Origin of the sequence: Prodigiosinella confusarubida, assembly GCF_002847015.1 — a bacterium.
GTDB classification, from domain to species: domain Bacteria; phylum Pseudomonadota; class Gammaproteobacteria; order Enterobacterales; family Enterobacteriaceae; genus Prodigiosinella; species Prodigiosinella aquatilis.
In genome coordinates, this window is the sequence record NZ_CP025085.1 from 4,083,072 (window position 1) to 4,102,137 (window position 19,066).

The 19,066-nt window shown below is 52.8% G+C and carries 15 protein-coding genes; 5 read left to right on the top strand and 10 right to left on the bottom strand.

All coding sequences use genetic code 11. From position 1 onward, the window contains the following. Window positions 1-204 precede the first annotated feature (204 nt). Both CWC46_RS18615 and CWC46_RS18620 read left to right on the top strand, forming a co-directional pair. Window positions 205-1,314 carry an ABC transporter substrate-binding protein gene (locus tag CWC46_RS18615; RefSeq protein WP_021015041.1) on the top strand — a complete coding sequence of 370 codons (1,110 nt, stop codon included), beginning with the start codon at window positions 205-207 and terminating at the stop codon, window positions 1,312-1,314. Next, window positions 1,307-3,418, top strand: coding sequence for a TonB-dependent siderophore receptor (locus CWC46_RS18620; RefSeq protein ID WP_021015040.1), 2,112 nt, complete (start codon window positions 1,307-1,309; stop codon window positions 3,416-3,418). Before CWC46_RS18615 ends, CWC46_RS18620 begins: the two co-directional genes overlap by 8 nt. 90 nt (window positions 3,419-3,508) lie before the next feature. On the opposite strand, the gene ybbP is transcribed toward CWC46_RS18620, so the two are convergent. After that, complete coding sequence (gene ybbP / locus CWC46_RS18625; protein WP_021015039.1) at window positions 3,509-5,941, bottom strand: putative ABC transporter permease subunit YbbP; 2,433 nt, start codon at window positions 5,939-5,941, stop codon at window positions 3,509-3,511. Further along, window positions 5,938-6,624, bottom strand: coding sequence for a putative ABC transporter ATP-binding protein YbbA (ybbA, locus tag CWC46_RS18630; protein ID WP_021015038.1), 687 nt, complete (start codon window positions 6,622-6,624; stop codon window positions 5,938-5,940). The genes ybbP and ybbA overlap by 4 nt, the downstream gene beginning before the upstream one ends. On the opposite strand from ybbA, the gene tesA reads away from it, so the two are divergent. The 3 genes from tesA (at window position 6,592) to CWC46_RS18645 (ending at window position 8,959) form a co-directional block, all read left to right on the top strand. After that, window positions 6,592-7,230 carry a multifunctional acyl-CoA thioesterase I/protease I/lysophospholipase L1 gene (gene tesA / locus CWC46_RS18635; RefSeq protein ID WP_071790876.1) on the top strand — a complete coding sequence of 213 codons (639 nt, stop codon included), beginning with the start codon at window positions 6,592-6,594 and terminating at the stop codon, window positions 7,228-7,230. The genes ybbA and tesA overlap by 33 nt on opposite strands. A 28-nt stretch (window positions 7,231-7,258) precedes the next feature. Further along, the gene (locus CWC46_RS18640; protein WP_021015036.1) at window positions 7,259-8,035 is read left to right on the top strand and encodes an SDR family oxidoreductase; all 777 of its coding nucleotides are present in this window, start codon (window positions 7,259-7,261) and stop codon (window positions 8,033-8,035) included. Window positions 8,036-8,098: 63 nt separating this feature from the next. Continuing rightward, window positions 8,099-8,959: a co-chaperone YbbN gene (locus CWC46_RS18645; RefSeq protein ID WP_021015035.1), complete on the top strand. Its 861-nt coding sequence runs from the start codon at window positions 8,099-8,101 to the stop codon at window positions 8,957-8,959. A gap of 105 nt (window positions 8,960-9,064) precedes the next feature. Here CWC46_RS18645 and CWC46_RS18650 read toward each other — a convergent pair whose 3' ends face one another. From CWC46_RS18650 to menF, 8 genes are all read right to left on the bottom strand, one after another. After that, window positions 9,065-10,258 (bottom strand): nicotinamide mononucleotide deamidase-related protein YfaY, encoded by a 1,194-nt coding sequence (locus CWC46_RS18650; protein ID WP_021015034.1) that lies wholly within the window; start codon window positions 10,256-10,258, stop codon window positions 9,065-9,067. A 197-nt stretch (window positions 10,259-10,455) separates the two neighbouring features. After that, window positions 10,456-11,001 (bottom strand): YfaZ family outer membrane protein, encoded by a 546-nt coding sequence (locus tag CWC46_RS18655; protein ID WP_021015033.1) that lies wholly within the window; start codon window positions 10,999-11,001, stop codon window positions 10,456-10,458. A 129-nt stretch (window positions 11,002-11,130) separates the two neighbouring features. Further along, a complete protein-coding gene (menE, locus tag CWC46_RS18660) occupies window positions 11,131-12,519 on the bottom strand; it encodes an o-succinylbenzoate--CoA ligase (protein WP_021015032.1) in 1,389 nt (462 codons plus the stop codon). Further along, complete coding sequence (gene menC, locus CWC46_RS18665) at window positions 12,507-13,478, bottom strand: o-succinylbenzoate synthase (RefSeq protein ID WP_021015031.1); 972 nt, start codon at window positions 13,476-13,478, stop codon at window positions 12,507-12,509. Before menC ends, menE begins: the two co-directional genes overlap by 13 nt. Then, window positions 13,478-14,335, bottom strand: coding sequence for a 1,4-dihydroxy-2-naphthoyl-CoA synthase (menB, locus tag CWC46_RS18670; protein ID WP_021015030.1), 858 nt, complete (start codon window positions 14,333-14,335; stop codon window positions 13,478-13,480). Before menB ends, menC begins: the two co-directional genes overlap by 1 nt. 2 nt (window positions 14,336-14,337) lie before the next feature. Continuing rightward, window positions 14,338-15,117: a 2-succinyl-6-hydroxy-2,4-cyclohexadiene-1-carboxylate synthase gene (gene menH / locus CWC46_RS18675; RefSeq protein WP_021015029.1), complete on the bottom strand. Its 780-nt coding sequence runs from the start codon at window positions 15,115-15,117 to the stop codon at window positions 14,338-14,340. Next, on the bottom strand, window positions 15,111-16,787 hold the full coding sequence (menD, locus tag CWC46_RS18680) for a 2-succinyl-5-enolpyruvyl-6-hydroxy-3-cyclohexene-1-carboxylic-acid synthase (protein WP_021015028.1): 1,677 nt from the start codon (window positions 16,785-16,787) through the stop codon (window positions 15,111-15,113). Before menD ends, menH begins: the two co-directional genes overlap by 7 nt. Window positions 16,788-16,894: 107 nt before the next feature. Beyond that, window positions 16,895-18,217, bottom strand: coding sequence for an isochorismate synthase MenF (gene menF / locus CWC46_RS18685; protein WP_021015027.1), 1,323 nt, complete (start codon window positions 18,215-18,217; stop codon window positions 16,895-16,897). Window positions 18,218-19,066: the final 849 nt, after the last annotated feature.

A 19,066-nucleotide genomic window follows, 5' to 3' on the forward strand; every position in this document is an offset into this window, starting at 1 on the left:
TCATCAGATGATTTCAGTGCCTGATTTCGCTTGAAAAATATCTTACTGCCACCATCCGGCAGATTTAATTATTTACATAAATTTAGTCATCATCCTGATATATAAGTATTTTTATTTTTATCCCCTCTGGTTCTTTTTTACTTATGTTGCAAATAATAATAATTATTATTACCTTTCCCATCCTGATTATTATGGGAAACACTGATGCGCATCATCCTACTACTGATTTCATCACTGCTTTGTAGCACACCGTCGCTGGCGAAAACCGTTACCGATATATTAGGTCGTCAGGTTGCTATTCCCGACAATCCACAACGTATTGTGCTGGGTGAAAGTCGGATGCTCTATACGCTGGCGCTGATAGAACCAGGAAATCCTGCCAAACATATAGTGGGATGGCCAAACGATATGGCACGCTACGATGCGCAAAGCTGGCGGCTCTATACAGAAAAATTCCCCGAAATAGCCAACATTCCCCGATTAGGTAATGGCAATCCCAATGCCCTTAATGCCGAAATGCTATTACAGCTGAAACCTGATCTGGTCATTCTACCGCGGCTGGCAAAAGGTTCCGACAACGAACAGACACTGCAACAGGTACTGAATCAAGCCGGAATCCCCTTTATTTACGTCGATCTGCGAATCGATCTGCTCAATAACACCCTGCCCAGCATTCACCTGTTGGGAGAGGTGTTAAACCAACCAGAACGAGCGGCGGCGTTCGGCCGTTTTTATCAACAGCATATGGATAAAGTTCGTCAACGCATCAGCCAGTATCACGGCAAGAGAACCACCGTCATGCTGCATTTGCATCTTGGTCGCCGCAATACCTGTTGTACCACCGCAGTAGGCGGCAACCTTGGCGATCTGCTGCGTTTTGCCGGCGGAGACAATATCGCCAGTGGCATTATCACTACCGTTTATGGTCAGCTCAGTCCAGAACAGGTTCTGGCGGCCAAACCCGACGTCTATATTGCCACTGGCATGGCTGGACCCGGAGGAAAAGGCAACTCAGGTCTGATGCTCGGACCGTTGGTTACAGCAAAACAGGCACAGACAAGCTTCAGTACATTGATCCAACGAGATCCATTGCTCTCGCAGCTTGATGCGGTGAAAAACGGCCGGGCCTGGAGCATGTGGCATAATTTTTACCTCAGCCCTTATCACGTCGTGATGGTAGAGATGTTCGCCAAAGCGCTCTACCCCGATCTATTTAACGATATCGATCCGCAGCTTACCTTAAAACAACTTTATCAGCAGTTCTTACCTATTGGTTTTTCAGGGAATTATTGGAGTCATCTACCACATGAATAAGCGATTATCGCGCGGAGGCTGGCCGCTATTGACCATGCTGCCTTTTTACACACTAGCCACAACACAGGACGATACATTGGTCGTCACTAGTGAAATCGGCACCGATAAGCAAGCGGAAAGCGATTATCAGCCACACAAAACGGTAACGGGAACCCGCACCGAAAGCCGTCTTCTGGATGTCCCGCAAGCGGTTAACGTCGTGCAGCAGCAGGTTTTGCAGGATCAGGCGGTGCGGAATATTGATGAGGCGCTATATAACGTCAGCGGCATCACTCAGGCCAATACACTGGGCGGTACGCAGGATGCGCTGATGAAACGCGGTTTTGGTGATAACCGCGACGGTTCTATTCTACGCGATGGTGTTCGCTCGATTCAGGCCCGTAATTTCACGCCTACCACGGAGCAGGTCGAGGTTCTAAAAGGACCGGCGTCAATGCTGTACGGCATGGGGGACCCCGGTGGGATGATCAATATCATCAGCAAAAAACCACAACTGGTGCAAAAAACACATGTAGAGGGCTGGGGCAGCAGCTTTAATGGCGGTGGCGGTCAGTTGGACGTCACCGGTCCGTTAGGCACTTCCGGCCTGGCGTACCGTATGCTGGTTGACCATGATGAAACGGACTATTGGCGTAATTTCGGCCGTAACCGTCAGACGACTATTGCTCCGTCGTTAATGTGGTATGGCGAGAATACCACGATACGTGTGGCCTATGAGCACATGGAATATCTGACCCCATTTGACCGTGGCACCGTTATCGACAGTCGCACCGGCAAGCCGGTCAATACCCCGCGAGAGCGCCGTTTTGATGAAAGCTATAACGCCACCCGGGGTGATCAGGACACCATTACGTTTCAGGTGGATCGCACCCTCAGCGACCGCTGGAAAAGTAGCATGACCTATTCTTACAGTCGTAATCGTTACAATGATAATCAGGCCCGCGCCACAAAATACAACGCCAATACCGGCATGTTAACCCGTCGTGCGGATTCCACTGCTAACGCCCGTAGTCAGGCACAAGTAGTACAGTTGACCCTGAACGGCGATATTGACTGGGGATCGGTGAACCATCAGTTGCTGTTTGGTGTCGATCACGAAGCAGATCGCACATACCGTGGCGATATGCTTCGCAGCACAGCGGTAGGTGGTTTTAACGTCTTTGACCCGGTGTATGGGCTGTTACCGGCATCGACCACCGTCAGTGATTCAGACAGCGACCAGCGTGAAAATATAGACAGCACAGGTGTGTTTATGCAGGATGCCATGCGCCTCAATGATCACTGGCTGTTGTTGGGTGGAGTGCGCTATGACAGTTTCGATGTCATGGCTGGGAAAGGCCGCCCATTTGTCACCAACACCGATAGTTCAGACAGCCGACTGGTACCCCGTACCGGCATTATTTATAACCTGACCTCTTATTCTTCGCTCTACGTCAGCTATAGCGAATCCTTCAAGCCCAACTCATCAACGTCCACACAAATTGGTGCACTGGCGCCAGAATACGGTAAATCTTACGAAATCGGTGCCAAACTGGATCTCCCCAATCGCATCACCGGGAATCTGGCCCTGTTTGATATCCAGAAGCGCAACGTCATGGTCAGTGAACTGGTGGACGGCGAAACCGTCACCCGTACCGCCGGTAAAGTCCGTTCTCAAGGTATCGAAGTGGATATGGCGGGGAAACTGACGAACTCGCTGAGCCTGATCGGTTCTTATGCTTACACCGATGCCCGCGTTACGTCCGATCCAGAAAATCAAGGCAATGAAATGACCAACGTGGCGCGCCACACCGCATCACTGTTTCTGACGCAGGATTTCGGAACACTCGGTCTGCATGCCGGTGACAATCTTCGGGCCGGCATCGGTGCGCATTATGTCGGGCGTCGTCCCGGTGATGCCGCCAACAGTTTCTATCTGGATGCCTACACGGTTGCCAATGCCTTCGTGTCTTACAGCATGCCGGTAAAAGGGTACAAAGTGAAATGGCAACTTAACCTGAAAAACCTGTTTGATAAAACCTATTATCCATCCAGTGGCAACAACCTGCGGATTGCCATCGGTGAACCCCGGGAAGTGGTATTGCGTGCCAGCGTCGATTTCTAAGCGGCAAAGCTGATTATTTAACCTGCATTATCAGGATAATGCAGGTTTGGGTTTGATGACAAAGCGCCTATAGCGGCAATAATGCGCTATTCATGCCGAGTAATGTCGGAATAGCGCCTTACCCCGTAACAACCGCAGCCCCAACCAACCGCCACACAGAGAAAGCAGCAGCGCACTGAGTGGCGGTAGTCCGACCCACAACCACAGATTGGGTTGCCACGGAAAATCAAAGACCTTGCGCTGCAATAACCACAACGCCATTTCAGCACCCAATGCCGCCGCGATACCAGATACCAGCCCCAATACAGCGAATTCGCACCACAACGTGGTGCGCAGCAGACGCAGCCCTGCGCCGAGAGTGCGATAGACCATCAGTTCCTGACGGCGCTGACGCATCCCCACCTGAATCTGAGCCAACAACAGCAGAACGCCGCAGAAAATCACCAGCACGACCATAATCTCCAGCGCCTGACTGACTTGCTGCAACACCTGCCCGACCTGTCGCAGAATCGTGCCAATATCCAGCACACTCAATGTCGGAAACCGTCGGTTCAGTTGCGTAATCAGATTGTCATTATCCTCATGATGGAAACTGGTCAGCCAGGATTGTGGCTGGTTATCCAGTACGCCGGGCGGAAAAATAAAGAAAAAATTGGGGCGCATACTTTCCCAGTCCACCTGACGGAAACTGGTGACTTTAGCGCTGAATGGCTGAGTGTCGCCGGTAAACGTCAGCGTATCACCCAGTTTGATACCCAACCGGTTTGCTACGCCCTGCTCCACAGAGACTTCACCCGGTTGCGATGTCCAACGCCCCGCCAGCAATGGATTGTGATCCGGTAACACCGGTAGCCAGGTCAAATTCAACTCCCGGTTAACCGTTTCGCCCCCTGGCGCATCCTCACGGATCAGTTCAGTGGCCACTTTCCCGTTAATTTCCGTCAGACGGGCACGGACTATCGGATAAAAGATTCCCGGCGTCACCTGGTGTTGTTCAAGAAACGTTTTAACCGTCGGCACCTGTTCCGTCGTGATATTCAGCACAAAATAATTCGGGCTATCGGGCGGCAATTGCTGCTGCCAACGCGCCAACAAATCCCCACGCAGTAACAGTAACAGCGCCAACAGCATAAAAGAGAGGGAAAACGCGGCCAGTTGACTGGCCGTCGCCCACGGCTGCCGCAACAAACGATTGATAGCCAAACGTAACGCCAGCTGTTTTAGCGTTATGCGGCGTAGCAGCAACAGGCTACCCCAGCCAATGGCGGCCAGCAGCAGCGACAACACCGCCATCCCGCCCAGCAGAGACCATAACAGCGAACTCCCACCGGAAATCAACATCAGCAGGCTGACAACAATGGCCGCCACCACGGGCAGATAGTAGCGCAATGGCCACAGGTTAACCACAATATCCTGCCGCAGCACCCGCAATGGCGGGGTCGCCAATAACAGCCGATACGGGCGGAATCCCACCAACAGTGAAATTAGAACCAGCGTACCCAGTGCCCATCCCCACGGCCATAGCCCAGAGGGGGGTAACGCCGCAGGCAACACTGGTGCCAGCATTTTTACCAGCGCGGCTTCAAAAAGCAGCCCCAGCAGACAGCCACCGATGGCGGACAGAGCAAGTACAGACAACCATTGCCCGATGATTAGCCGCCGCAAAGCCTGGCGTCCGGCCCCCAGGGTTTTCAGGATCGCCACCAGATCATAACGACTGCGGCAATAATGACTCATGGCGACAGCCACTGCGGCGATAGACAGCAGTAACGTCAGCAGCGCGGATAACAACAGGAATTGTTGGGAACGTTTTAAGGACTGGCTCAGTGCGCCTGGCGAATCCTCCATGCCATACCAGCGTTGATCCGGCTTTAGTTGCGGCTGGATAAAATCGCCCAATCGGCTGATTTGTTGCGAATTACCGGCAAACATGTAACGCCAGGTGATACGTCCGCCCGGCTGAACGGCACCGGTCTTTTCCACATCGGCCATATTCATCAGGATGCGGGGAGCCATCTGAAAGGGATTAAATCCCGCATCCGGTTCCTGAATCAGCTCCCCGGCAATACGCAACGAGGTATCACCCACATCCAGTGAGTCACCGACCTTAATATTCAGTAATGCCAGCAATCGTGGCGCGACCAATACCGAACCAGGTGTCACACGCAATTGTGGTGGCTTAGTCAGTAACTCACCATACAACGGATAACGTCCATCAACGGCCTTGACCTGTGCCAGTTGTGCCGTGTCTCCAGCGTAGGTCATAGTCATGAAAGAAATCTGTCGGCTGACGGTCAAGCCCTGCTGCCGGGCATACTGTAACCAGGATTCGTCCACAGGATGCGAAGCACGCAACACGCGATCACCGGCCAGAAAATCCCGGCTCTGCTGATTCAGCCCTTTCTCCATCCGATCGCTGATCATACCCAGCGCCAACACACAGGCGACCGCTAATGTCAGTGCCAGCCAGACAATCAGTAATGAAGGAGAACGACATTCACGCCAGAACCATCGCCAAATCATTCCTCCTCCCATAATTTTCCATCCAGCAGATGCAAGCGGCGTTCACAACGCGCAGCCAGTTGTTCATCGTGGGTCACCAAGATCAAGGTGGTTGCATAGTCACGGTTGAGAGAAAACAGCAGATCGGCGATGCGTTCACCGGTTTTGCGATCCAGATTGCCGGTCGGCTCATCGGCAAACAGCACGCCAGGACGGCCGCTGAACGCTCTCGCCAACGCCACCCGTTGTTGTTCTCCGCCGGAAAGCTGAGCTGGCAGATGGTGCAGTCGGCCACCCAAACCCAGTTGTTGCAGTAATTGTTCAGCTTGCTCACGACTCTGTCGGTCACTTTCCCCACGCAACAAGGCGGGCAATTGCACATTCTCCAGCGCATTCAGCGTCGGCACCAGCATAAAGGATTGAAACACAAATCCGACGTCTTTGGCGCGTAGTGCGGCGCGCCCTTCCTCGTCCAGTTGGTTCAGCGATTGCCCCATTAGCGAGACTTCACCTTCACTACCATCATCAAGTCCGGCCAGAATACCCAACAGGGTCGATTTACCGGAACCCGACTCACCAATCAAGGCAATCGTCTGCGCAGGTTTGACAACCAGCTCAACTCCGGTGAGGATTGAGAGCTGGTGTTCCCCTTGACCAACGTGTTTACCAAGATGATGAACTTCAAGAATGTTTTCCGCTGGCATTTTCTCGTCCTTTTGCTTCTGGTATTACTCAGTGTACGTGCTCTGGCGGCCAATACGCTATTAGTGCTGGGCGATAGCCTGAGTGCTGGCTATCGTATACCGGCCGCCACGGCCTGGCCCGCGTTGCTGAATCAAAAATGGCAAAACGCACCAGATGGTGTAAAAATTATCAATGCCAGCATCAGCGGTGATACCGCTGCTCAGGGGCTGGCGCGACTGCCGGCATTACTACGGCAACACCAACCACGCTGGGTACTGATAGAATTGGGCGGCAACGACGGCTTGCGTGGTTTTCCACCACAAAATCTGGAAAAGGATCTCGCGCGGATTATTACATGGGTCAAAGAAGCGAAAATAGAGCCATTGCTGATGCAAATCCGCTTGCCAACCAACTACGGACGACGCTATACCGAATCGTTCAGCGCTGTTTATCCTCGTTTATCCAAACGGTTTACTATTCCTTTGCTGCCCTTTTTTATGGAGCAGGTTTACCTGAAACCGGAATGGATTCAGGAAGACGGTATTCATCCGACCCGCGATGCGCAGCCTTTTATCGCTGACTGGATGGCAAAACAGCTCAAACCATTAGTTAAACACGGCTCCTGATATTTAGGGCTTTTAGTTAGGTAAAGTTATGCAAAAAGCGGTTTTAATTACCGGCTGTTCCAGCGGCATCGGTCTGATTGCGGCGCAGTATCTGCAACAGCGCGGTTATCGGGTGTTGGCTGCTTGTCGGCGGTCGGAAGATGTTGTCCGGATGACTACGCTGGGCCTGGAGGGTATCGAACTCGATCTGGATGACCCAGACAGCGTGGAACGGGCGGCGGCCCAGGTGATAACTTTGACCGATAACCGGCTTTACGCGCTGTTCAATAACGCCGGTTATGGCTTATACGGACCGCTCAGCACCCTTTCACGCCAGCAGTTGGAACAACAGTTTTCCAGTAATCTGTTCGGCACCCATCAATTGACACAACTGTTGCTCCCCGCCATGCTGCCATACGGCGAAGGACGGATCATCCAGACCAGCTCGGTAATGGGATTGGTAGTAACGCCTGGCCGCGGTGCCTATGCTGCCAGTAAATATGCGCTGGAAGCCTGGTCTGATGCATTGCGTATGGAGTTGTATGGCAGCGGCCTTCACGTATCACTGATTGAACCCGGTCCACTGGCTACGCGTTTCACAGACAATGTCAGCCAGACTCAAACCGACAAACCGGTGACCAATCCCGGCATTGCCAGACGTTTTACCTTACCGCCAGAAGCCGTGCTGCCCAAATTGCAGCATGCACTGGAAAGCTCGCACCCCAAGTTACGTTATCCGGTGACGCTGATAGCCTATGCGCTTTCATGGTTACGGCGCTTGCTCCCCGGACGTGCGCTGGATCACCTGTTACGCACCCGTTCCTGATACGGGCTTGAAATGGTGGCATTTGTCCCCCATAACTAATTGAAACGGATAAGAGAGAATTCCATGCCAGAACAACACGCCAACGTTATTGAAATTAACGAAACCAATCTGCATCAGGTGCTGGAACAATCCATGAATGCGCCGGTGCTGTTTTATTTCTGGTCTGCCCATAGCCAGCACTGTCAGGAACTGGGGCTGGTGCTGGACAAACTGGCCCGCGAGTATGCCGGCCAGTTTACGCTGGCCAAAGTTGACTGTGATGCAGAACAACGCGTGGCTGCCCAGTTCGGGTTACGTGCCATCCCTACCCTGTATTTATTTAAAGATGGTCAGCCGGTAGATGGTTTACAAGGACCGCAGCCAGAAGAGGCTATCCGCGAATTGCTGCTACGCGTGCTGCCGAGAGAAGAAGATCTGAAAACGGCTGAAGCCCAGCAATTGATTCAGGAAGGCAAACTGCCGGAAGCGATGCCGTTGCTGAAACACGCCTGGCAATTGGATCCAAAGCGTAGCGACATCGCGCTGCTGCTGGCTGAAGTACAGATTCAGCTTAATCGAGCTGAAGACGCGGAAGCGGTGCTGGCCAAAATCCCGTTACAGGATCAGGATTCCCGCTATCACGGTCTGGTGGCAAAAATAGAATTGATGAAACAGGCAGCAGATACGCCGGAAATTCAGCTGTTACAACAACAGTTGGATGCTGATCCGGATAATGCGGAGTTGGTGGTGCAATTGGGACTGCAACTGCATCAGGTCGGGCGCAACGAAGAAGCCCTGGAATTGCTGATGAATGTGCTGAAAAAAGATCTGTCGGCCGCTGACGGTAGCGCACGTAAAACCCTGATGGACATCATGGCAGCATTAGGAACTGGGGATGCGCTGGCTGCCCGCTATCGCCGCCAACTGTACTCTATGCTGTACTAATCCTTGACGATAAAAACCCGCCGCAATGGCGGGTTCAGCATGCGGGCCGGGAGTTACACCAGATCAAGACCTATCACCGACCTCCGAGCAAACACTGATACTGCTTTACAGCGTCTCCAGCACCGTGATCCAACCGTGACCACCATATACCGACCAGCCATTTAACCATCGACGCATCATATTCATCGCCAGCATCGCTACCACTTCCTGATGGATTTTCAGACTATGGCGCTGAACAGTAAACTGAATGGTCTGGGCAAAAGTGCCGTCCGGCGTGTGTAACGCCATTGACAATCGATCATCCTGTAACGCCCCTATATGTAGTGCCAGTGGTGCGTTATGACGGGCAGCCAGTTGGCGGGTCTGCTCCGCCAGAAATGGCAGATCAGGCTGGCTTTTCGTGGTCAATAACTCTCCTCCCGCCAACGGGACATTGGCTGACTGCAACTGCCAGTTAAGCAATCCCGCGGTAAACTGCTCACTGACTGCCACACACAGTTGACGCTCATCCAACCGGCGAGCCAACTGTGCCGGTAATCCTTCCGTCCCTTCAAAAACCATATTTTCACCGGCAACCTGACGCACCTGCTCCCATACGGTTTCCATCGCATGCCGCTGCGACGCCGGCCCGGTCAGCTTCAGTTCAATAATCGGCATAGACGAGCGATAACCCAGCACCGATCCTTCGGGCAACGGCAAACCATCCAACTGGTTGGCAAGATCACTTTCAGAACGACCAAAAGTGGTTAAACGCAGACACAACGGCGCATCAGCCACCTCAAAACGCTGCCGCAATCGCGGCATAATTTGTTGTTCTACCATCACTTTAAATTCAGATGGCACGCCCGGAGTAAAAAACATCAGGCACTGATTTAGCGTCAGGGCAAAGCCACAAGCGGTTCCCACCGGATTATCCACCAGTTCGGCGCTAGCCGGGATCTGTGCCTGCTTGCGGTTGCTGGGTGCCATTACCCGGCTCCGTTCGGTAAAAAACGCTTCCATTCGGGCAATCCACTCTGGATGTTCGACCAGCGTTTCACCAGCAGCCGTAGCCGCGGCAAGTGAACTCAAATCATCGCTGGTCGGCCCCAGTCCACCGTTGACAATCAGTACATCGGCAAACTGGCTCCGCTGGGTCAGCGCGGTGACTAGCGCGTCAAGATCATCTCCCACCGTCATACGGCTCGACATCGGTAGTCCCTGCTGGAACAAATAGTCCGCCAGCCACGCCGCATTGGTATCCACAATCTGACCATGCAGCACTTCATCCCCCGTACACAGCATCTCAACCCTAAGCATTCGTTATTCCCCATGATGGTTTTCAGTCACTTTAAAAAGTCACCGGTTCAAATACAACGCTTGTTTTAATTATTGATGAAAACACCAGGGAGAATGGTGCCCCGTAAAAAAACCACTACTCTTCAGTTGGTTGGCAGATACAAAAAAAGGGTGAGCAATTAGCCCTCCCTTTTTTTCGCAATCTTCGCTGTACTGCGTTAAAAACTCAGGCCCAGCCCCACATATGCAGTATCGGCAACTTTATTATCATTATCACTTTCACCCGACGCCATATTGATATAACGATAACCGACATCAACAGACAACGGACGGAATACCTGCCAACGCACCCCGGCTTTGGCTTCCACATAATGATCAACATGGCTGGAGAACGCATCCGGTGAATAATAACCCTCACCATAAAGCGAGAATGAACTGTTCAACGGTATCTGCAACCCACCGCCCAGCGCAACACCATAACCATCGTCAAAATGGTTCTGGTTCATATACACCCCTTTCGCTCCCACGGTCAAAGAGGCATTACTCAGACTAAATGTGTAACCTAGTCCCAGGCTGTAGGAGTCATTACTGTGATCGCTATTATGTCCCCAACCCACATTTCCGGACAGCCCAGGGACTGGCAGTCCAAACCCGGCGCTAGCTCCCACATAATCACGGCCAGCTTCTCCAGAAACACTGACGGCCTGAGCCGATGCTGTGGCAAGCAGCAGGCTCCCTGCACAGGCAATCACGAACTTTTTCATTATGAAAATCCTTAAAACAGTAGATTAAACGCACATAAAACATGCCACGATAGCCTCGTCGAGGCTATCTGAATTTATGGGTCATTGCCGTTCAGAGCGGCATATTCGCCCACATGAATATACGCCGTGTCAGCCGCATGATACTCGTTGCCGCTGCACCCAGGTTTTCACTTGCTGACGGGAAATTTTAATGCCGCCGGTTTTTAATTCCAGAGGTAGGTGGTAGTAAGCTATCGGGCGTTGAAATCCGGCCAACTGCGGTGACAACCAATCACGCAGACTTTCCAGCGCCACTTCTTCTGCCACTGCCACAACGGCTACTGGCCGATGGCCGAACTCCTCATCATCCACTGGCACCACACAAGCATATTCAACGGCAGGATGTCGCAACAGCACCGCTTCCACATCTTCAGGCTGGATCCCCTCTCCGGCACTAAAAAACTGATTATCCAACCGCCCGAGAATACGCCACTCATCCTGTTCCCGACAGCCACGATCTCGAGTATGGAACCAGCCATCCTCATCAGTTAGCGGGATTAACCGACCATCGCGCCAGTAGCCCGATGCCAGGCTGCTGCCGCGCAGTAAAACCTCTTCGTTGAGCAAGCGGATTTCCCGAGCTGCCAATACACTCCCCACACCAGGACGCCCATCCGCACGCTTGGCACAAACAGTGGAAGCCAGCTCGGTCAGGCCATAGCCACACCAGCAGCGAATCCCTTGTGCCTCGGCCTGCTGCGTCAGTGATGGTGGGATCATCGCGCCGCCCAACAACACGTTTTTCAATGTTTGCGGTCTCTCGTCCTGCGACAACAGACGCCACAGTTGGGTAGGCACCAGCGAAGCATGGGTACAATCCCACAATGCCGCTGGTAATGGCCGGGAAGGTCGTACCACCAACGTCGCGCCAGCCACCAGCCAACGCCAGACAATGCCCTGACCGGAAACATGAAACAGCGGTAACGATAATAACCAGCGCTCGCCCGGCCCGAACGGCATCAGTTGTAACACACCTTCCGCACTGGCCAGATGCGCAGCATAGTGATGTACCGCCGCTTTGGGCATGCCACTCGATCCAGACGTTAGCGTCATCGTGGCAAATCGCTGCGATTGCCACTCCAGCCTGGATGGCGGTTGGTGTACTACTGATGTTGTTAGGTGGAGTCGCCTGATACCAGCAGGCCAGGATTGGTTTTTCAGGCAAAGCGCAAAATCGATATTCAGCGCGGTCAACAGTTCATCGGTCAAGACATTAGGCAGTTGTGGATTGAGCGGCAACAATCGCGCCCCACATTGCAAGCAGGCCAGATAACACAACAGCATCTCACTGCTGTTTTTTCCTCGCAGCGCCACACCACAGCCTGGGACAACGCCCTGCTGCACAAAATTAGCTGAGAGATCATCAAGATACCCGGCCAACTGCTGCCAGCTCCAGTCCGTATCCTCAACGATCAACGCCGTCGCTTGTGGACAGAGACCAGCCCAGACGTGCCAGGGCCAGTCGTTCAAGATTGCCATACCACGTCCAGTTGACCGACATCCAGTAACGGCAACGCACTATCAGGCCAACGACGGACAATCTGTGCCTGCATCAGATCCAGTGTGTCGAGTCCCGGTATGGTCAATGGCGTTAGCCACCCTGCCAGGCGCGCCAGTTGTGTCAATCCCAGACTAGATTCGATACTGGAACTGATGACCGCCGTTAATCCTGCCTGATGGGCCTGATGTACCAGTTGCTGGCAGCGAGCGATACTGCCAATCAGGGTTGGCTTAATAATAATGGCGCTAACGCCCGGTTCAGCTTCCACTTGAAAGTCCGCCTCGCGCACGCTTTCATCCCAGGCGATATTGATCCCGGTTGTCAGCGCAAAATCGCGAGACTCTTCACGGGTTTTGCAAGGCTCTTCCAGAAACGCAATCCGTGAACGCAGTTCTGGGGAGACATAACGGGCAAAACCATCAGCCTTGGTCCGTGTCCAACTACGGTTAGCATCCAAACGCAACGAGAGATCAGGCAACGCCTCCAGCAATACGCTGACCACCATGCCGTCACGTACCGCTTCATACAACCCGACTTTGACCTTGGCCACTTTGTCGCCCGGCAACCCTTGCAACATGGCAAATAACTCGTCCGGATCACCGCTGCACAACGGCACTTTACGGTAGTCCGCCTCGATGGGTAACTGCTGCGACAGCTCCGCCAACGCACAGCTCAGTCCGAAAGCGACAGACGGCGGTAACGAGTCAGACACACTGTCACCGGCCAGCCACCGCGGTAACTGCTCAAGAATTGCTGCTTCCGCTTCGGCCAGCGTTTCGATACTGAACTGCGGCAGAGGCGCAATTTCACCCCAGCCTTGCTGTCCATCCTGTTGCAGGCAGACAATTAATCCGTCACGGGTTTTCAGACGCTGGTTACGCAGCACGACGCCGGCATCCATCGGCACACTGTAACGATAGAGAGTTACCTTACGCATTATGGATTCCGCCGGAATTTGCTGAAGTCAGGCTGCCGTTTTTCGTTGAAGGCGTTACGACCTTCCTGTCCTTCATCCGTCATATAGAACAGCATGGTGGCGTTACCCGCCAATTCCTGTAATCCGGCCTGACCATCACAGTCCGCATTCAATGCCGCTTTCAGGCAACGCAACGCCATTGGACTGTTTTGCAGCATTTCACGACACCAGCGCACGGTCTCTTTTTCCAGCTCAGCCAACGGAACCACTGTATTGACCAGCCCCATGTCCAGCGCTTGCTGCGCATCATACTGACGGCACAGAAACCAAATTTCACGGGCTTTTTTCTGACCGACGATGCGCGCCATGTACGATGCCCCCCATCCACCATCAAACGATCCCACTCGCGGACCGGTCTGGCCGAAAATGGCATTTTCAGCCGCAATGGTCAGGTCACACATCATATGCAGCACATGCCCGCCACCGATGGAGTAACCGGCGACCATTGCCACCACGGGTTTTGGGCAGGTTCGAATCTGGCGCTGAAAATCCAGCACATTCAGATGGTGAACACCGCTGTCATCCTGATAACCACCGTAGTCGCCACGGACTTTCTGGTCGCCACCAGAACAAAACGCTTTATCCCCGGCGCCCGTCAGAATAACAGTGCCGATACCGTCGTCATAACGAGCGTTTTCCAGCGCCTGCATCATCTCTTTCACCGTTTGTGGACGGAAAGCGTTACGTACCTGAGGGCGATTAATAGTGATTTTAGCGATACCATCAACCGATTTGTGATAAAGAATATCGACAAAATCACCGCTGCAATCATGCCATTCTACTGGGGCATAAAGCAGTTCTTCACTGGGATACAGCATAGTCATTGTTCCTTAGAGGGATGAGAAATAAACCAACGAATCCGTGCGGCATAGTCAGCCGGATTCGCCTGATGAGCGTTATGACCGGCATGGGCCACGCTCAAGAGCGGTAATTGATATTGTGCTGCCAACGCCTGAAATTGGTTATCACTGTCGCCGCACAGGTAGCCAAACGGCACGCGAAGCTGGCGCAGTTTGTCCACCAGCCACGGCTGGTGGGACAACGAAGTTGCCTCCAGCATACCCGCGACGGCGGGGCCATGATTGTGGCTGCGCCGTTCAGTCAGCGCCTCACGCTGCATTTTGTTCAGATCGGCAAATACCGGCTGCGTGTACCAGTCCGGTAATACCTGCTGCAACGGCTCGGTGCGAAAACGCGCCGCCCAGTGTGCATCATGCCGTTGCCGCGCGTCCCGCTGTGCGACATCGGCCAGACCGGGATGCCCGCCCTCCACCAGTAATCCACGTAGCCCGGGGTCATCACGCTGGCACGCGTGATACATGGCGAGACGACCACCCAACGAATACCCCAGCAGCCAATAATCCGTCACCGATTGCTGAACCAACAGGTCATGCAACTGTTGGCTGACCGTAGCAAAACTGTCCGCCGCGACCCATCGAGACGCACCGTGACCGGGAAGATCCACCAGTAACACCGGACGATCCTGCAAAAATGGCAGTAGCGCTTGCCAGTCTTCACCGCTGCCAAGCAACCCATGCAGAAACACCAGCCACGGTTGTCCTGGCTGCGCCGCTCCAATTTTCTGGCAGTGTATTACCATGATGCTACCTCGGAAAGCAGCTGGCTCAACGTTTCAGCCCCCGCTTTTGGTGTTACCACCACCTCCAACAGGGTAGTGTCGCACTGTTGCCAACCTTGCGTGACCGCGTCTTCTACCTGCTGCCAGTTCTCCGCTCGTACATAACGCAAGCCAAACATCGCCGCCGCATGGCCGAACTCCACCTGCTGCGGCATACAGTAAAACATTTCCCGCTGTTCTGGCGGTGTCGGTAGCAGAGAAAATATCTGCCCACCGTTATTGTTAACCACAATGAGCACCAAGGATGCTGGCACCTGACGCAATAACGCCAGCGCATTGAGATCATAAAGCGCCGACAGATCGCCAATAATACCCAGTGTCGGACGACCATTCGCCCGCTGCACACCAGCCAGCGTAGAAATCAGACCGTCAATACCGCTAGCCCCACGGTTACTGTAAACCGGATATCCAGCCGGCAATTGCGCCAAAGCATCCACCAGACGCACAGTCAGGCTGTTACCCACAAAAAATTGCCCATCTGTAGGCAGCAATTCGGGAACACGGTGCGCCAGTTGTGCCTCACCAAAACCGAAAGTCAGTCGAGAAACCACCTGCTGATGTACTCGCCCGACACAGTCGTCGAGTGCTTTCGCCCAGGGAGCCTGAGCGGAAGAAGGATGGGCCGTCAGCCAGACACCGATATCAGCCACCAGTCGCCGCCCACGATGTTGGGCCGGGTCAAGACGCCCCGATAATGGATCAACCAGCCAGTATTCCAGCGGCTGGCTCGCTGCCTGCCACTGCAATAACCGTTTTCCGGTCAGGCTACCGCCAAACTGCACGACCAGTTCGGCCTGTTGCAAAATCGCAGCCTGCGGGTGTGCCAACCATAAATCTGCGCATGGCAACGGTTGTCCGCTTTGTGAGAGCACATCGCCAATCAGTGGCCAACCAAGCTGTTGTGCCCAATGGGCAATTTTTTCACCCTGCTCTGCCGGCACTCGCCCAACGATGACCACACCGCGTTTCTTCTGCCATGACAGCCAGTCCGGCTGCATAATACACCCGGCCGGCGCAGTATCCGCCCGCAGCCAGGGGGAACCATCCCGCCACCAGTCTCCCAGCGTTTGCAGCCAATCCTGGTAAATATCCGGGTCATCAGCACCATAGAGTGGTTCGGCAAATGGACAATTGATATGCACAGCGCCATAAGAAAGTGATGTCAGGGCGTTATCAACGGCAGATACCAGCCAACGGGCAGAAATATCGGGTGTCGGACGGGGCAGGCTCAGTGTTTGCTGCGGATGTGAAGCAAACATGCCTGCTTGACGAATAGCCTGATTTGCCCCGCAGTCAATTAGCTCTGGCGGACGATCGGCGGTCAATACGACCAACCGTTCACCGGTCAACCCCGCCTCTATCACTGCCGGATAAAGGTTGGCGGCTGCCGTACCCGACGTCACAACGATCGCGACGGGTTCACGTCCTGCCTTCGCCAGCCCTAACGCCAGATGTCCCAATCCACGCTCATCAAAATGCGTATGGCAAATCAACGCCGGATGATTGGCGGCGGCAAGAGTCAATGGCGTAGATCGAGAGCCAGGCGCGATGCAGACATGGTGTACACCGTGACGGGTCAGCGCTTCGAACAACACTGAAGCCCAGCGGTGGTTAAATACATTTGTGGACATGATCGTCTCAACAACTCTGGTTGCGGGTTGTAGTCATAATTATATTTTTTTCTGTACCATCGACTTTGATATAAACCAGCAACTGGCACAACGAACATAAAACAAAACTATGACATATCACCGTCTAATAGCGATTTAAGTCCAGCGGCCTTGTTTTCCAGCTCCTGCCACTCTTGTTGTGGATCAGAACCAGCCACAATACCGGCGCCGGCATACAGCGTTAGTATATTTTCCGCGATATCTGCCGAGCGTAGCGCCACACAGAACTCCGACTGCTGACGGGAAAGATAACCGGCAGATCCAGCGTACCAACGACGGTCAAACGGCTCATGCTGCGCCAAGAATTGTCGAGCTGCTACTCGCGGTAATCCTGCCACCGCCGCAGTGGGCTGTAGCAGGTGGAGGCAGACACGGTCCGAGGCTTCACGCAATGTTACCTGAATGGACCGTCGCAGATGCTGAACTTTGCGCAAGCGAACAACCTCAGGTCGCATTACATCCAGCGTCAGTGCCGACTGACGTAAGCGCTGGCAGATATCGTCCACCACCAACATGTTTTCACACTGGTTTTTCACATCATTCATCAACCAGTCGGCCAGTTCTGCCGCGCGCCTGTCGTCCCGATCACTGGCCACGGTCCCGGCAAGGGCTTCTGTTTCCAGTTGATTTATCTGGCGGAGATACAAACGTTCGGGGCTGGAACCCAGAAAAGCCTGATGGGCATCAAACGCCAGCATAAAGTGATAACAGCGATGATTGACCGCACGGCTGGCGGCCATAAACGTTGTCGCCCGCAACGGCGTATCCAGCGTCAGGGTGGTCGCCCGAGCAGGAACTACCTTTTCCATTTTGCCAGCGTTAATGTCTTCCAGCGCGTGGTGCAACATGTCGATCCACTGCTGGCGATCAGGTTGGTGCTGCGTGTGCTTAATTACCGCATATAGCGGTGGTAGGGCGTGTAATGGGGCAAGCTGGCGCATCAACGCCAGAGCCTGATGCGCATCATCCTGCAACGATGTGTCACTGAACAGGTTAACGCACACCTGCAACAGATTACCCTGCCGCAATAGCGCAATACGTGGCAAGAACAGGTAGCCCGCTATCTGCTCTCCGTCCCGCTGTTGTTGCCCGAAAGCATTCAACCCCCAGATACGAACACGGTTATCAGTCGTATGCTGCTGCAAAAACGTTTCTGCTTCTCCAATATTATTGAAGTTACAGGCCTGGCCACACACGGCGGCCTCTTCATCATCCTGACGGTGCTGCCAGTAAAATTGGGGGTACAAGGGCTGTGACGCCAGCCATGCCAGTAATAAGGAGGTTTCAGTCAGCGTCATCGACAATGTAATGGGCCGAAAGCCGGCTTTCTCTGGCAATGGTTTACTTAATTCTTTCTGCATGCGTTGCAACAAGCCTGAAAGTTGCTTCACGTTAACCCCAGCATCCTAACTGAAAGGATGGAATTATACGGGCCGTCTCGTAGAAACGAAATGCCACAGAAGTGCGATCCCGCATCAATCGCAAAATCCACTATCTCAGAGAATAAAAAATGGCCGAGTGAGGTCCAGGAATAGAAAAAGTAATCAAAGGCGACCAACGCATTTGCAACTCGAAGGATAACGGGTGCGTACTTAATAGATTTTAAGTTACAGATATGAGTAACCTCGTGGATGATGCGGCAATAAATACGGCGTTTAATCGGGAATAGCGCCCGCCTGATAAGGCACTAAAAAGTGTAATTCCCGGCCACCTCAACGTTTATCATTTAAAAGTCGAGATACATACTCTATTTTTAAACACATAAAACAACACTTATTTACAATCTGATACGACAAATGCGTAAGCAATAGGGAAAAATCGTTAAAGATAAATATAATCAATAAATTACAATCATAAATTTTCATTAAAAATAATAATTATAATTTTTTTCATATTTAAATATGAGATATTTCAGCATAATTGCCTATTCATACACGGATGTTATGAATGAAAAACATTCTGTCGATATATGATATCATTTCGCATTAAGTGATAAAAAAGTAGAAAATGAACGCTTTACACTAATCATTCTTCATCATCTTCATTCCTCTATTAAGAATATTTTCTTTTCTATTGCCGGTTCGTCCGGCATTTTTTATAGTTCGATAGAACCTGCTATACCCCAAATAATTCGAGTTGCAGGAAGGCGGAAAGAGAGTGAATCCCGAGGAGCTTACTCAGGTAAGTGATTCGGGTGAACGAACGCAGCCAACACACCTGCAACTTGAAGTATGACGGGT